Genomic DNA, 15,078 nt, shown 5'->3' with positions numbered 1-15,078 from the left:
GTGGGATCAGCGAGCGTGGGGAACTACGCACAAAAAAAGCGGGCCGAAGCCCGCCTTTTCACTTGAAGCTCGCTTCCGATCAGCCGGCTGCGACGGGTGCGCCCCAGCCGCCCCAGACGTAGATGCAGAAGAACAGGAACAGCCAGACGACGTCGACGAAGTGCCAGTACCAGGCGGCGGCCTCGAAGCCGAAATGCTGCTTCGGGGTGAAGTCGCCGCGCAGTGCGCGCAGCAGGCAGACGGCCAAGAAGATCGTGCCGACGAGGACGTGGAAACCATGGAAGCCGGTCGCCATGAAGAAGGTCGCGCCATAGATCGAATTCTTGAAGGCGAAAGGCGCGTGGGCATATTCGTAGGCCTGGACGGCGGAAAAGAAGATACCGAGCAGCACCGTCAGCGTCAGGCCCTGGATCAGGCCCTTGCGGTCGTTGTGCAGCAGCGCATGGTGCGCCCAAGTGACCGTCGTGCCCGAGAGCAGCAGGATGACGGTGTTGTAGATCGGCAGGTGCCAGGGATCGAGGACCTCGATACCCTTCGGCGGCCAGACGCCGCCGGTGTAGGCAAGCCGCGAGGCTTGGATCGCTTCGTTCGGATAGAGGCTGGCGTCGAAATAGGCCCAGAACCAGGCGACGAAGAACATCACTTCCGAAGCGATGAACATGATCATGCCGTAGCGCAGGTGCAGCGAGACGACGCGGGTATGGGCGCCCTCATGGGCTTCCTTCACCGTATCGGCCCACCAGCCGTACATGACGTAGAGGACGACAACGAGGCCGATGTAGAAGAGCCAGGGATTGGCGAGCTCGGCGCCGGCAAACTTGAAGGAGCCGCCGTTCAGGTAACGCATGTAGCAGACGCCGCCGAGCGCCATGATGAAGGCGCCGAACGAGGCGAGAATCGGCCACGGGCTCGGATCGATGATGTGGTAGTCGTGATTCTTCTGGTGCGCATCGGCCATGTAGCTATCCCCGGATGTCTTCCTCACTTCGCTCCCGGCATAGCCGGAAACGAGCCTTGATCAAAGTTTCTTTTCAATCTTCACCGCTCCACCCTCATTCGAAGCAACAGGCTTCGGACCCTCTTTCGGGTAGAACGTATATGACAGCGTGACCGTATGGATGTTCTTCGATTCCACGGCCTTGACGATTTCCGGATCGATATAGAATACCACCGGCATGTCGAGCTTCTCGCCCGGCTTCAGGTCCGTTTCCGTAAAGCAGAAACATTGCACCTTGTTGAAATAGACGCCCGCCTCGCCCGGCGTGACGTTGAACACCGCCTGGCCGCGCTGGGTCTCGTTGGAGCGATTCACGGCGGTGAAATTAACCTGGATGGTTTCGCCGATCTTCGGATTGACCTCGCGCTCGACCGGCTTGAAATCCCACTGCAGGCCCGGCGCGACATTGGCGTCGAAGGTCACCCGCATCGTCCGGTCGAGGACGACGCTCGACATCTGATCGACGCGCTGCGTCGTGCCGTTATAGCCGGTCACCTGGCAGAAGATGCGGTAGAGCGGCACGGCGGCATAGCTCATCGCCCCCATGCCGAAGACGAAGCTCAGGCACATCATGACGACGGCGCCGTTGTTGCGGCCCTGCTTCTTGCGTGGGGCGGCGGTTTCGCTCATCCGGCCGTTCCCCCGCCGATCTTCACGATCGTAATCGCATAGAAAAGCACGACGAGGCCGGCAAGCACCAGCCCGAGGGCGATGTTGCGGTTGCGGCGCGACTTCATCTGCTTTTCGGTGAGCTTGACCAGATCCATCAGAACGAACCTCCCGCATACGAGACCAGCATGGCGGCCAGCCGGTCGATCATCAGGGCGGAGAACACGGCGAAGAGATAGAAGATCGAGAAGGCGAACAGCTTCTTCGCCGGGATCATCTTCAGATCGCCGTCCGGCATGCGCCAGACGGCGATGGAACAGTAGACGAAGATCGCCCCGAGCGCGGCGGCGACGAGGCCGTAGCCGTAGCTGGCAAAACCCAGGAAGGACGGCAGGACCGCGCAGATCGCGGTCAGCACCGCATAGGCGACGATCTGATGCTTGGTCACCCGCTCGCCGGAAACATTCGGCAGCATCGGCACGCCGACGGCCTCGTAATCGCGCATCTTGAAGAGGGCAAGCGCCCAGAAATGCGCCGGCGTCCACAGGAAGATGATCAGGAAGAGAACGGTGCTCTCGATCGTCACCGAATTCGTCACGCAGGCCCAGCCGATCATCGGCGGGAAGGCGCCGGCGGCACCGCCGATGACGATGTTCTGCGGCGTCGAGCGCTTCAGCCACATCGTGTAGATGACGGCGTAGAAGAAGATGGTGAAGGCGAGGATGCCGGCCGACAGCCAGTTGACGGCAAGGCCGAGAATGACGACCGAAAAGCCCGACAGCACCAGGCCGAAGGCCAGCGCCTCGGAGGGCGCGATGCGGCCGGCCGGAATCGGACGCTTGGCGGTGCGGCTCATGATGGCGTCGATATCGGCGTCGTACCACATGTTGAGCGCACCGGAGGCGCCGGCGCCGACGGCGATGCAGAGGATGGCGATCAGGCCGAGGACCGGATTGATGTGACCCGGCGCCAGCACCAGGCCGGCAAAAGCGGTGAAGACCACGAGCGACATCACCCGTGGCTTCAAGAGTTCGAAGTAATCGCGTGCGCTCGCTTCCGACAATTCGCCGTCCTCTGCAAGCGCCTCGTGATTGTCGATGACCGTCATCATTTCGTCCTGAATGTCTCAATGCCAGGACGCCGTATCAAGATGCGGCGTCCTGTTATCCGCGCAATTTACTTGATGCGCGGCAGCTGTTCCCACTGGTGGTAGGGCGGCGGCGAAGGCAGCTGCCATTCGAGCGTCGTTGCGCCCTCGCCCCACGGATTGTCGCCGGCCACGCGCTTCTTGGCCAGGGCTTCGAAGACGCAGAAGAGGAAGACCACCACGCCGAAGGCCGAGATGTAGGAGCCGACGGAGGAGACGTAGTTCCAGCCGGCAAAGGCATCGGGATAGTCGATGTAGCGGCGCGGCATGCCGGCAAGCCCGAGGAAGTGCTGCGGGAAGAACACCAGGTTGACGCCGATGAACATGATCCAGAAGTGCAGCTTGCCCAGAAACTCGCTGTAGAGGTAGCCGGTCATCTTCGGGAACCAGTAATACCAGCCGGCGAAGATCGCGAAGACGGCGCCGAGCGACAGAACGTAGTGGAAGTGGGCCACGACGTAATAAGTGTCATGCAGCGACCGGTCGAGACCGGCATTGGCGAGCTGGACGCCGGTGACGCCGCCGACCGTGAACAGGAAGATGAAGCCGATCGCCCAGAGCATCGGCGTGGTGAACGAGATCGAGCCGCCCCACATCGTCGCGATCCAGGAGAAGATCTTCACGCCCGTCGGCACGGCGATGACCATGGTGGCGAAGACGAAGTAACGCTGGGCATCGAGCGACAGGCCGACCGTGTACATGTGGTGGGCCCAGACGACGAAGCCGACGGCACCGATCGCGACCATGGCGTAGGCCATGCCGAGGTAACCGAAGATCGGCTTCTTCGAGAAGGTCGAGATGATGTGGCTGACCATGCCGAAGCCCGGCAGGATGAGGATGTAGACCTCGGGGTGACCGAAGAACCAGAACAGGTGCTGGTAGAGGATCGGATCACCGCCGCCTTCCGGCGAGAAGAACGAGGTGCCGAAGTTACGGTCGGTGAGCAGCATGGTGATGCCGCCTGCCAGAACCGGCAGCGACAAGAGCAGCAGGAAGGCGGTGATCAGCACGGACCAGGCAAACAGCGGCATCTTGTGCAGCGTCATGCCGGGAGCGCGCATGTTGAGGATTGTGGTGATGAAGTTGATCGCACCGAGGATCGACGAGGCGCCGGCAATGTGCAGCGCGAAGATCGCCAGATCGACCGCCGGTCCCGGCGTGCCGCTTGTGGCCAGCGGCGGATACATCGTCCAACCACCGCCGGTGCCATAGGCGCCGGCCGGGCCTTCGACGAACATCGACAGCAGCAGCAGGATAAAGGCAGGAACGATCAGCCAGAAGGAGATGTTGTTGAGGCGCGGGAAGGCCATGTCGGGGGCGCCGATCATGATCGGCACCATCCAGTTGGCGAAACCGCCGATCATCGCCGGCATGACCATGAAGAAGATCATGATCAGCGCGTGCGCGGTCGTGAACATGTTGAACATCTGCTTGGCGCCGTCGATGGCGGCATCGCCCTCGTAGCCGTAGACCATCGAGGCCAGGCCGTGGAAGATCTGGATGCCCGGCTCCTGCAGCTCCATGCGCATGGCCACCGACAGCGCGCCGCCGATGATGCCGGCAATGATCGCGAAAATCAGGTAGAGCGTGCCGATGTCCTTGTGGTTGGTCGAGAACAGCCAGCGGTCGAAAAAGCTCGGCTTGTGCGCGTGATCATGACCATGGTCGTGATCATCATGCGCGTGGTCGTGGTGAGCGTGAGAATGATCGTCGTGAGCGGAAGGTCCAGCCATTGTCCCGATCCCCTTTAATTACTGTGCTTCGGCAACGTCGACGGTCTTTGCGGGACCATCGGTTGCGGCCATGAGTGTCTTGTAGGCGCCGGGCAGGTCGCTGGCGGCTGCGCTCAGCCACTGCTTGTACTTGTCCTCGGAGACGACGCGGATGGCGATCGGCATGTACGCATGGTCCTTGCCGCAGAGCTCGGAACACTGGCCGTAGAACAGGCCTTCGCGCTCGGCCTTGAACCAGGTTTCGTTCAGGCGACCCGGCACGGCGTCGATCTTGATGCCGAAGGACGGCATGGCGAAAGCGTGGATGACGTCGGTCGGCGCTGCAGTCACGAGGACGCGCACCGTCTTGTTGACAGGCAGGACCAGCTCGTTGTCGACGGCCAGAAGCCGGGGATAGACCGACTTGTCTTCCTTGCCGGCAGCCGCGCGGTCCTGATCCTTCAAGAGGTAGGAATCGAAGGCGAGCGGGCTGTCGCCCGAACCCTCATATTCATAGTTCCACTGCCACTGCGTGGCGGTCGCCTTGATCGTCACGTCGGGGTTTTCGGGCAGCGTCAGCTGCGCCGTCAGCAGATTGAAGGAGGGAATGGCGAGAAGGAGCAGCACAAGGACCGGCCCCACGGTCCAGATGACCTCGATCACCGTGTTGTGGCTCGTCCTCGAAGGCACCGGATTGGCGCTGGCGCGGAACTTGAAGCAGACGACGATGAGCAGGATCAGAACGAAGAGCGTGATCGGAACGATAAACCACAGGGTATATTGTTCGAACCAGTGGATTTCCCGCATGATCGGCGTCGCCGCCGGCTGCAGCGTCGCCTGCCACGGCTTCGGCTGGTCGGCATATGTGCCGGAAGCAAAAAGCAGACAGACCAGCGCGGTCAGAGCTGCATAAGCCTTCTTCATCACCTTATTATCTCCCTCGAGCGCTTGACCTGCAAAACCAACGCAGAATCCTTGCCATCTTCAGCGCTTCAAACCACAGTTTGGCATTTGCCGCAACAGGCCAGAGCAATTGTCTATGCGGCATTTTTGCTTAGAGCGCAGGCACGAAGAGCAGGCAGGCCCGGACGGCAAAACATCCCAAGTTTTTCATCAGCATATGAAAAAACGCCTTTCGGGCCAATCCGGCCGCCGCACATTCTTGCCGAAAGGTCCAATTTCTGCCGCAGTCCCCCGGTTTTCACGGGGTGGGGCTTTTCATTTTCGGTGGGCAGCTTCAACAATAGCGGCAATGATTCGATATCCAGAGGTTTTCATGGGTTTCCGTTCCCTCGCGCAGTCGCTCGTCGTGACTGCCAGCATCGCGGCTGCCGCGGCGACGCCCGTTTTCGCACAGCAACCCGCCCCCTCCCCGGCCGCGCCCGCCCCGGCTGCCCCTGCCCCCACCCCGCAGCAGCCGAACGCCGCCAGCCCGAAAGTCGAACCGGCGACGCCCGGCCAGACGCAGCCGCAGGCGCCGGGCACGGTGAAATCCAATCATGGCGCCTGGTCCGTTGTCTGCGACAAGCCGGCCGGCGCTTCGGCCGAACAATGCGCGCTGATGCAGAACGTCATCGCCGAGGACCGGCCGGAAGTCGGGCTTTCCGTCGTCGTCCTGAAGACGGCCGACCGCAAGTCGAAGATCCTGCGCGTGCTCGCACCGCTCGGCGTGCTGCTGCCGAACGGCCTCGGCCTCAATGTCGACGGCAAGGATATCGGCCGCGCCTATTTCGTGCGCTGCTTCGCCGATGGCTGCTATGCCGAGGTCGTGCTCGAGGACGAGCTGCTGAAGACCTTCCGCAGCGGCGCCCAGGCAACCTTCATCGTCTTCCAGACCCCCGAAGAAGGCATCGGCATCCCCGTCGATCTCAAGGGTTTTGCCGAGGGTTTCGACGCGCTGCCGTAAGGGCATGCGAGCGCAGCGCAACTAGGCTCGCATTCCGTCTTCCCTCGCTGCACTTGCTCCAAAGGCTCATCCCACCCTCCGTCATACTCGGGCTTGACCCGAGTATCCAAGCGGCATCCATCAGTGGGCGGGGGTATGGATCCTCGGCTCAAGGCCTGGGATGGCGGAGGACGGGGTGACGTTCCAGCCAAACGGCCGCGCTGTAAATTCCCCAGCGCCGTCTCCCATCGCCGCAGGTGTTGTCTTTCGGCTCGGTCAGTGAATTCCGAGTTCAATCATATTCGGAAAAGCTGCAGACATATTCGCCGTGGTCGCCAGCATCGAAGATATAGCCAGGCATCTCATCTGCACTGCCGTCGCGGCGATGGCTGGGAGAGTAGATTTCCAGCCTTTTTCCACTGCGCCTTTGAATCTCGTCCCTGAGCGCCGTAGCAGGCTTGGAGAACACGATGCTGTAGGATGATGCTGTGAAGCACCCATCATTCGATTGTCCTGAAGCCGGGATTTCGAATGTGGAATACTGATTTCCAAAGAACTTGCCCGGCTTGTTTATCAATGGCGAAGCAATCCCCGCGCCGCCCTTGCATTCCTCGCGAACGATCACATCCGCGGCAGCGATATGCTTTTGGACCTCCGCTTTTTGATATCCTCTCACCACTAACTGTTTCTCGTCAAAATCGAAGTAGATCATTCCGTCCACAGCGAGGCATTCCTCCGGATCGGGAAAGACCTTCTCAAGCCAGTTATCGGCCGCCAGGCCCGTCACCGGAAAAAGAAGAGCGAGAACGATCCCACTCGCACCATATCTCATTATTTCAAACAAATCGGCCCCCAAAGCTGATCATCTCAAAACAGCCACGCTGCCACCCGGCGCGAAACGATAAAACGCTTACATCTCTTTCGAAGGACGTTCCATCTTCCGAGATCGCGCCGCCTAACAAAGAATATTCCACAACAGGGCTTCACTCCTTATCAGTTGGAGCCCTATCTAGGGAGTAAGCGCATTCCCGAACGCATGCCCATTGGAGCCAGACCATGACCACCGATCTCCTGACGCTTTTCGATGCCGACGAAGCCACGATGCGCGGCCTTGTCGCCGAGGCGCTCGCCGGCGCCGATGACGGCGAGCTGTTTATCGAGCATGCGCAGGCCGAAGCGCTGACCTTCGATAATGGCCGGCTGAAGGGCGGCAGTTTCAATACCGAGCAGGGCTTCGGGCTTCGCGCCGTCGCCGGCGAGGCGGTGGGTTATGCCCATGCCGGCGATCTCTCTGTGGCGGCGCTGAAGCGGGCGGCGGATGCGGTCGGCGCGGTGACGCGCGGCTATTCCGGCTCCTATGCCGCCGCCCCCCAGGGCACCAACAAGAAATTCTACGGCGACCAGAACCCGATCGGCCAGCCGAGCTTTGAGGAAAAGGTCAAGGTCCTGCAGGATATCGACGCCTATCTCAGAGGCAAGGACGACAAGGTGCGGCAGGTGACGGCCTCGGTGGCGGCGAGCTGGCAAGTCGTCGACATCCTGCGCGCCGACGGACATCGGGTGCGCGACATCCGCCCGATGACGCGCATCAACATCTCCGTCGTGGTCGGCCAAGGCGAGCGCCAGGAGAGCGGCTCCTACGGCAGCGGCGGGCGCATCGGCTTCGGCGATTTCATCACCGAGGGCAGCTGGCAATACGGTGCCGACGAGGCGCTGCGCCAGGCGCTCGTCAATCTCGAGGCGATCGACGCGCCGGCGGGCACGATGGACGTCGTTCTCGGCTCCGGCTGGCCGGGCGTGATGCTGCACGAGGCGGTCGGTCATGGGCTGGAAGGCGATTTCAACCGCAAGAAGACGTCCGCCTTTGCCGGCCTTCTCGGCCAGATGGTGGCAGCACCCGGTGTCACCGTCGTCGACGACGGCACGATCGACAACCGCCGCGGCTCGATCACCATCGACGACGAGGGCACACCCTCCGGCTACAACGTGCTGATCGAGAACGGCAAGCTCGTCGGCTATATGCAGGACCGGCAGAATGCCCGGCTGATGGGCATGGCGGCCACCGGCAACGGCCGCCGCCAGGGTTATGCGCATGTGCCGATGCCGCGCATGACCAACACCTATATGCTCGGCGGCGACAAGACGCCTGATGAAATCATCGCCTCGGTGAAGAAGGGCATTTATGCCGTCTCCTTCGGCGGCGGCCAGGTCGACATCACCTCGGGCAAGTTCGTCTTCGGCTGCACCGAGGCCTATCTGATCGAGAACGGCAAGGTCGGCGCGCCGATCAAGGGCGCGATGCTGATCGGCAACGGCCCGGATGCGATGAAGCGGGTCACGATGATCGGCAACGACATGAAGCTCGACACCGGCATCGGCAATTGCGGCAAGGCCGGCCAATGGGTTCCGGTCGGCGTCGGCCAGCCGCATCTGCGCATGGATCAGATCACGGTCGGCGGCACGCAGACCTGAGGCGGGAGGAGCTGATGGCGGAGATCGAAATCAGACCTTTTGCCGAAGGCGACGCCGACGACGTGCTGTCGGTGATCCTGCCGATCCAGCGCGAAGAATTCGGCATCGATATCACCGCCGATGCGCAGCCGGATCTGAGGGTCATCCCGGATTTCTACCAATCCGGCAAAGGGCAGTTCTGGGTCGCCGTCAAGGACGGCGCGATCGTCGGGACGCTGGGCTTGAAGGATATCGGCCACAACCAAGCGGCGCTGCGCAAGATGTTCGTCGCCGCCGAGGTGCGCGGCCGCGAACACGGCGTGGCGGCGCTGCTCCTCGATCGCATGTTCGCCCATGCCAGGGACGCCGGCCTAACCGATATCTTCCTCGGCACGACCGACAAGTTCGTCGCCGCCCATCGCTTCTACGAGAAGAACGGTTTTACCGAGATTGCCAAGAGCGCCCTGCCCCGCGCCTTCCCGCTGATGGCGGTGGACAACAAGTTCTATCGCTACAAGCTCGGCTGATTCACGCAGCCGATATGCCTCAGCTCTTCGGCAGCTCCGCCGGCTGAAACAGCCACTTGCGTTCGATCGCCGCGGCAAGATCGATATCGTTGCTGCGGGCAAACAGCAGCAGGTGGCCGAGGAGGTCGGCGGTCTCGTCGGCCAGATCCCGCCGCATCTCCTCGGGCGAGCGGCCTTTGGCACGGCCGCGGCCGGTCAGCCGGTTCCAGGCCTGTGTCAGCTCGCCCATTTCTTCCTGCAGCTTCAGGAGGAACCAGTCGGCATCGCGTTCGATGCCGTTGGCGGCGACATGGGCGGCGGATGAGGTTTCGAACTGGTCGGCGAGACGGCGCAGCATGAGCGTTCTCCTTTTGTTTATGGAAGGAGACCGCGATTCCCGATGAATGTCCAGAGTGGCCGGCCCCGTCGCGGCGATCAGCCGTGGTCCGGCAGCAGCATGCAGTCATAGGAGCGCTGCTTCAGCGCATCGCAGGCGGAAACGGCGGCATCCCTGCTGGCAAAGCCGACGAAGCGGGCGCGGTAGATCCTGTTGGCGCCGGTCCCGACCGCCTCGGTATAGGGCGAAGCGGAAACGAGCGGCGCGCCGCCTTCCGACTTCGCCTGGGCGAGAAGCGCGCGCGCCGCATCGGCGCTCGGGGCGGCCGAGATCTGGATCTGCCAGTCGCCATCAGCCTTCTCGGCCGACATCTTCGGCGCCTTGCCGGCGTTCAGGATCTCATCCATCGCGACCGGACGGTCCAACGGCACGACGGCGTCGTCGGCATAGGCCAGGCTCTTTGACGCGAGGTCGTCGGCCGGGCGCGGCGCGTTGAGCGGCACCGGAACATCGGAAGCATCAGCGGCGGAAGCGACTTCGACGGCCTCCTTGGCGCCGACGCTCGCCACCAGCCTGGCGCCGCCGGAAGACGAGGCACGGCCGAGATAGCGATCGAGCAGCGCCGCCATCTTGGCGTCGCGGCTGCGGGCGGTGCGGCCGCCGAGCACGACGCCGACGACGCGGCGGTTGCCGTCCCTGACGGCGCTGACGAGGTTGAAGCCAGAGGCGTTGGTATAGCCTGTCTTGATGCCGTCCATGCCCTGGTAGCGGTACATGAGATTGTTGTGACCGCGCACGGTCTTGCCGCGGAAATTGAAGCTTGCCGCCGAAAACAGGCGGTATTCATTGGGGTAATTCTTCATCAGCGCCACGGCGAGCGTCGACATGTCGCGCGCCGTCGTCACCTGGCTGCTGTTCGGCAGGCCGGATGCGTTGAGGAAGACGGTGCGGCTCATGCCGAGCTGGCGGGCTTTTGCCGTCATCATCCGGGCAAAACCGCTCTCCGAGCCGCCGAGCGTCTCGGCCATGGCGGCGGCGGCATCATTGGCGGATTTGACGATCATCCCATAGACCGCCTCGCGCACCGTGATGGTGCCGCCGGCCTTGACGCCGAGCTTGGTCGGCGGCCGGGCGGCGGCATATTTCGACATTTTGATCGGCGTATCCCAGGCGATCTTGCCGCGCTTCAGCGCCTCGAAAGTGAGATAAAGCGTCATCATCTTCGTGAGCGAGGCCGGGTGGTTCAGCGTGTCGGCGTTTTCGGCGGCAAGGATCTTGCCGGTGCGGGCATCGAGGATCAGCGAGGCGTTGCCGGCAAGAGCCGCAAGCGGCGCCGAAACGGCCAGCGTTACGGTCAAAACAGCCGCCAATAGCTTTCTCATGGAATCCCCCTGATGCGCCGGCTCTCGATGGGCCGGCCCTGTGTCGTAATGTAACAGAAGCCGTAAGTTTGGCGCGACTTTGCGGCAACGCCTACCATTTTTCTAGCCTTTTCATCGTCTTGGTTAACAAAAAACCAAAGAAGCTGTGCGAAATCGGGATTCAGCAAGGCTTAAGCCGCTATTGCTAGATTGCCGCAAAAGGCAATGGGCGGCGCATGACGGGACAATTGAAGCGACTGGCAAAACGCGCGGCGATCGGCGCCGGGCTCGAGGCATCCTGGTTGATCGCCGCGGCCGGGCTGATGCGGCAGGCGCGCGGGCGCGGCGTGATCTTCACGCTGCATCACGTCCGCCCGCACGTCGCCCAATCCTTCGCGCCGAACGCACATCTCGAAATCACTCCTGACTTTCTCGACGCGGCGCTCAGGCGGCTTAAGCGGGAGGGCTATCGCTTCGTCCCGCTCGACGAGCTGCCGGCGCTGTTGGCCGAGCCCGAGGGCGGCAGGCCGTTTGCGGCCTTTACGCTCGACGACGGCTACACCAACAATCTGGAGCATGCGCTGCCGGTGTTCCAGCGGCATCGGGCGCCGTTCACGGTGTTCGTGGCCAAGGGCTTTGCCGAGGGCTCCCACAGCATCTGGTGGGAGACGCTCGCCGTTCTCCTGCGTCAGGCAGGCGAAATCCGCTTCGATTTCGGCCGCGGCAGCGAGCGGCTGGCGCTCGAGAACCCGCAACAGCAATGGGACGCCTTCGACCGCTTCGCGGCCTATATCCACCGCTCCGACGAGGCGCGCGCCGTTGCCGCCCTCGATATGCTGGCGCGGGACAACGGCATCGAGCCGACCGATATCGTGCGCGAGCTGGTGATGGGGCCGGCGCAGCTGCAATGGCTCGCGCAGCACCCGCTCGCCGCACTCGGCGCTCACACGATCAGCCATCGGGCGCTCGCCCGCCTGCCGGAAGCCGAGGCGCGAATCGAGATGGAAGTTTCGGCCGATTACCTCGAGGCGGTGACCGGCATCCGTCCCGTCACGATCGCCTATCCCTACGGCACGCCGGAGGCAGCGACCGGCCGCGAGGCGGCGCTTGCCGGCCGGCTCGGCTTTTCGGTGGCGGTCACCACCCAGCCGGGACTGCCGGCGGCGGGAAAAACCGGTTGTCTCCCGCGCATGTCGCTGAACGGCTTCTACCAGAAGCGACGCTACGTCTCGGCGCTTGCCTCCGGCATTCCGCTGCGGCTGATGCGCAGGTAAGCCGATCACGGATACATCCGCACCTTTTCCCACGCTCCGACCGGCATGGGCCGGCGGAATTCGATGCGGTCATGCAGGCGGAATGCCTGATCCTTCCAGAATTCGATCGAGGTCGGCCGGATGCGGAAGCCAGACCAGTGGGCTGGGCGGGGAATGTCGCCGAGGGCATAACGGGCGGTATATTCGGCCACCGCCTTCTCCAGCGCGAAACGACTTTCGAGCGGGCGGGACTGCCTTGAGGCCCAGGCGCCGATGCGGCTGCCGCGCGCCCGCGTCTTGAAATAGGCGTCGGCTTCGGCGTCGCTCACGATCTCGACAGGGCCGCGCAGCCGCACCTGGCGGCGCAGGCTTTTCCAGTGGAAACACATGGCGGCTTTCCTCTGCCCCAAGATTTCGAGACCTTTCCGGCTCTCGAAATTGGTGTAGAAGACGAAACCGTCATCATCGAATCCCTTCAGGAGAACCATGCGGACATTGGGAAGGCCATCTTCATCGACCGTTGCCAGTGCCACGGCATTCGGGTCGTTCGGTTCCGAGGCCTCCGCCTCCTTCAGCCATTCGGCAAAGAGCTTGAAGGGCTCGCCACTTTCGGTAAAGTCACCGCTTGTTAACTCGTTTGCCGACATATTGGTTCAAATGCCCCGGATTGTTCAAAATTCGCCCAGCTTTTCATAACTGGACAGGATGCAGGGTGGAAGTCATAGCAAAGTCATATCGCCATACAAAGGGTCTGCGGCAACGCAGCAGCGCCTTCCTGGTCATCGGCGCCGCAATGCTGTCGCTTTCCGGTTGCGTTGGCGGCGGCATGGATTTCTTGAGCGAAGCCAAGGTCGACCGGTCGGTGGCAACAGGCACGGTGCCACAGCCGCCGCCGAGCACCGACACGCTGTCTGACGAGATGACGGTGCGCAACGCCGTGACGTCGGCCGATGTGAACAGGCTCGAAGGCCAGCCGCTTCCCTGGGCGAATGCATCGACCGGCAGCGCCGGCGTCATCGATACGATCGTCGAAAACAATGAGGCGGGCCAGGTCTGCCGACAGTTCCGCACCACCCGGCACTCCTATGTCGGCATCGCCAAATTCTACGGCAAGACCTGCCTCGTCGGCGGCGGCAACTGGCAGCTTCTGAGCTTCCAGCCGGAGAGCTGATCCGGCGGGAATTGATCCTCGCAGGCAATTGCTCCGGCGGGGATTATCCCCGCGGGGAATCGATCCCCGGGGGACAACCGATTCGGCGCGGACAGGTTAACGGCCGCCGGCTTTGCGGCGAATGCTTAGCAAAGAGCTAACCATTTGCGGCGAAACACTCCGCATCCCTCCACAGAAATAAGAAGTGATTAGCAACTCGGCCGCACGATCGGCGTTGAGAGTGGCTCTGCCTGCCTTTGCGGCCGGTGGCGCCTCACGGCGTTGATATTGGACTTTGATATTGGGCGGGGATGCCGGGCAAGGACAGGCGCCCGCATCGCAACACCGGCGGTTTTGACATGCGCGATCCTTACAAAATTCTGGGCGTCAAGCGCGACGCGGCGGCGGACGAGATCAAGGCGGCCTGGCGCAACATGGCCAAGGCCGCGCATCCCGACCACAATCAGGATGATCCGACGGCGACGGCCCGATTCGCCGAGATCGGCCGCGCCTATGAAACGCTGAAGGATCCGCGCAAACGCAGCCTGTTCGACAATGCCGTACGCATGGCGGAAGCCAAGAAGCATGAACAGACGATCATGCAGCAGCGCCAGGCCGCGCGCGAGGCTGCAGCCCGCGCCAAGGCGGCCCAGGCCAATGCCGAGCGGGTGATGGAAGAGCTTGCCCGGGCTGCCCAGAAGGCCGCGGCCGAAGGCTCCAGGCAGCAGGCCGGCGCCGGCGAAGGCGCCGAGGAGATGGTGGAGCGCATTTTCGGCGCGCAGGCGCGCGCAGCGGCGGGCGGCCAGGCGCAGGGACGCGCCCAGCACGCCCAGAATCAGCAAACCCAATATCAGCAGACCCACAATCAGCAGACGCAGGGGCAGACACAGGCCGAAGTGGGCAGGCGCGCCGATGGCGACGCCGCCGAAGCCGAGGAGGAAACCGGCGAGGCATCAAACAATGCCGGCGCCAACCTGTCGCTGCCGCTCAGCATTCTGACATCGCTGGTGCGCCGTTTCACCGGCGCCAAGGATACCGGCCTCGAAAAAGCGCCTGACGAGGTGGCGACGGCGACGGTGACGATCGACGACGTGCTGAAGAGCGGCTGGATCACCGCAGCGCTGCCGGAGGGTCGCGAAATCGGCTTCGCCTTGCCGGCGGGCACGACGGATGGTCACGAGATCCGGCTCAAGGGACAGGGCTTCAAGCTGCCGGGCATGCAGCGCGGCGACGCCGTCGTCAATATCCGCATCGCCCCCGATCCGCGCTTCACCGTCGACGGTTTCGACCTGCACGCCGTGCTGCCGCTCAGCATCGAAAACGCCGTGCTCGGCACCGAGGCGCGCATCGACGGACCGGCCGGGCCGCTTGATATCACCGTTCCCGCCTGGTCGGGCTCGGACAAGACGATCCGGATTTCCGGCCAGGGATTGCCGCAGGAAGACGGCAGCAGAGGCGATCTCGTCGTCGAATTGCGCATCATCCTGTGGGAAAAGCCCGACGACAAGATCACCGATCTCATGCGCAGCATGCGTGAAGGCCTGTTTCTGTGAAATTTTTACGACATTCGCACCCTTTGTTACGATCCCTAACAGTTGATGATCCAGGCCAAGCTTGAACCGATTAACGGCCTATGCCATAGGCAGGATCGATCAGAATCCTAGGGAGCG

Annotated in this window: 16 protein-coding genes; 6 read left to right on the top strand and 10 right to left on the bottom strand. The window is 62.8% G+C overall.

The genetic code is table 11. The features are described 5' to 3' along the window. Positions 1-79 precede the first annotated feature (79 nt). The 6 genes from CO655_RS03030 to coxB all read right to left on the bottom strand — a co-directional run bounded on the left by CO655_RS03030 (position 80) and on the right by coxB (position 5,389). On the bottom strand, positions 80-958 hold the full coding sequence (locus tag CO655_RS03030; RefSeq protein WP_097663733.1) for a cytochrome c oxidase subunit 3: 879 nt from the start codon (positions 956-958) through the stop codon (positions 80-82). A 60-nt stretch (positions 959-1,018) separates the two neighbouring features. After that, the gene (locus CO655_RS03025) at positions 1,019-1,627 is read right to left on the bottom strand and encodes a cytochrome c oxidase assembly protein (protein ID WP_097608856.1); all 609 of its coding nucleotides are present in this window, start codon (positions 1,625-1,627) and stop codon (positions 1,019-1,021) included. Next, complete coding sequence (locus CO655_RS33730) at positions 1,624-1,764, bottom strand: hypothetical protein (protein ID WP_092752087.1); 141 nt, start codon at positions 1,762-1,764, stop codon at positions 1,624-1,626. The genes CO655_RS03025 and CO655_RS33730 overlap by 4 nt, the downstream gene beginning before the upstream one ends. Then, positions 1,764-2,714, bottom strand: coding sequence for a heme o synthase (locus CO655_RS03015; RefSeq protein ID WP_097608866.1), 951 nt, complete (start codon positions 2,712-2,714; stop codon positions 1,764-1,766). The genes CO655_RS33730 and CO655_RS03015 overlap by 1 nt, the downstream gene beginning before the upstream one ends. Before the next feature lie 68 nt (positions 2,715-2,782). Next, positions 2,783-4,486 carry a cytochrome c oxidase subunit I gene (gene ctaD, locus CO655_RS03010; RefSeq protein ID WP_097608857.1) on the bottom strand — a complete coding sequence of 568 codons (1,704 nt, stop codon included), beginning with the start codon at positions 4,484-4,486 and terminating at the stop codon, positions 2,783-2,785. Positions 4,487-4,504: 18 nt separating this feature from the next. Beyond that, positions 4,505-5,389 carry a cytochrome c oxidase subunit II gene (gene coxB, locus CO655_RS03005; RefSeq protein ID WP_097663732.1) on the bottom strand — a complete coding sequence of 295 codons (885 nt, stop codon included), beginning with the start codon at positions 5,387-5,389 and terminating at the stop codon, positions 4,505-4,507. A 328-nt stretch (positions 5,390-5,717) separates the two neighbouring features. Between coxB and CO655_RS03000 the strand changes: the two genes are divergently transcribed. Then, positions 5,718-6,371: an invasion associated locus B family protein gene (locus CO655_RS03000; protein ID WP_097663731.1), complete on the top strand. Its 654-nt coding sequence runs from the start codon at positions 5,718-5,720 to the stop codon at positions 6,369-6,371. 271 nt (positions 6,372-6,642) lie between these two features. Here CO655_RS03000 and CO655_RS02995 read toward each other — a convergent pair whose 3' ends face one another. Continuing rightward, a complete protein-coding gene (locus tag CO655_RS02995) occupies positions 6,643-7,194 on the bottom strand; it encodes a hypothetical protein (RefSeq protein WP_245423747.1) in 552 nt (183 codons plus the stop codon). A 212-nt stretch (positions 7,195-7,406) separates the two neighbouring features. Here CO655_RS02995 and tldD point away from each other — a divergent pair, with 212 nt between their 5' ends. Together tldD and CO655_RS02985 are read left to right on the top strand one after the other, a co-directional pair. Beyond that, the gene (gene tldD, locus CO655_RS02990) at positions 7,407-8,822 is read left to right on the top strand and encodes a metalloprotease TldD (RefSeq protein WP_097663730.1); all 1,416 of its coding nucleotides are present in this window, start codon (positions 7,407-7,409) and stop codon (positions 8,820-8,822) included. A gap of 14 nt (positions 8,823-8,836) precedes the next feature. Continuing rightward, a complete protein-coding gene (locus tag CO655_RS02985; RefSeq protein ID WP_097663729.1) occupies positions 8,837-9,328 on the top strand; it encodes a GNAT family N-acetyltransferase in 492 nt (163 codons plus the stop codon). 19 nt (positions 9,329-9,347) lie between these two features. On the opposite strand, the gene CO655_RS02980 is transcribed toward CO655_RS02985, so the two are convergent. After that, a complete protein-coding gene (locus CO655_RS02980; RefSeq protein ID WP_010032496.1) occupies positions 9,348-9,665 on the bottom strand; it encodes a MazG nucleotide pyrophosphohydrolase domain-containing protein in 318 nt (105 codons plus the stop codon). A gap of 77 nt (positions 9,666-9,742) precedes the next feature. Continuing rightward, complete coding sequence (locus CO655_RS02975) at positions 9,743-11,026, bottom strand: D-alanyl-D-alanine carboxypeptidase family protein (protein WP_097608860.1); 1,284 nt, start codon at positions 11,024-11,026, stop codon at positions 9,743-9,745. A 215-nt stretch (positions 11,027-11,241) separates the two neighbouring features. Between CO655_RS02975 and CO655_RS02970 the strand changes: the two genes are divergently transcribed. Continuing rightward, a complete protein-coding gene (locus CO655_RS02970) occupies positions 11,242-12,279 on the top strand; it encodes a polysaccharide deacetylase family protein (protein WP_097663728.1) in 1,038 nt (345 codons plus the stop codon). 5 nt (positions 12,280-12,284) lie between these two features. On the opposite strand, the gene pdxH is transcribed toward CO655_RS02970, so the two are convergent. Beyond that, positions 12,285-12,905 (bottom strand): pyridoxamine 5'-phosphate oxidase, encoded by a 621-nt coding sequence (gene pdxH / locus CO655_RS02965; RefSeq protein WP_097605451.1) that lies wholly within the window; start codon positions 12,903-12,905, stop codon positions 12,285-12,287. A 65-nt stretch (positions 12,906-12,970) separates the two neighbouring features. On the opposite strand from pdxH, the gene CO655_RS02960 reads away from it, so the two are divergent. Both CO655_RS02960 and CO655_RS02955 read left to right on the top strand, forming a co-directional pair. Next, complete coding sequence (locus tag CO655_RS02960) at positions 12,971-13,429, top strand: RT0821/Lpp0805 family surface protein (RefSeq protein WP_097605452.1); 459 nt, start codon at positions 12,971-12,973, stop codon at positions 13,427-13,429. A 338-nt stretch (positions 13,430-13,767) separates the two neighbouring features. Beyond that, positions 13,768-14,961, top strand: a complete 1,194-nt coding sequence (locus CO655_RS02955) for a DnaJ C-terminal domain-containing protein (protein WP_097663860.1) — start codon at positions 13,768-13,770, stop codon at positions 14,959-14,961. The last annotated feature ends 117 nt before the right edge of the window (positions 14,962-15,078 follow it).

The organism is Rhizobium sp. M1 (assembly GCF_002531805.1).
GTDB lineage: Bacteria > Pseudomonadota > Alphaproteobacteria > Rhizobiales > Rhizobiaceae > Rhizobium > Rhizobium etli_C.
The sequence above is the reverse complement of the archived record's forward strand: the minus strand, read 5'-3'. Positions and strand labels throughout refer to the sequence as shown.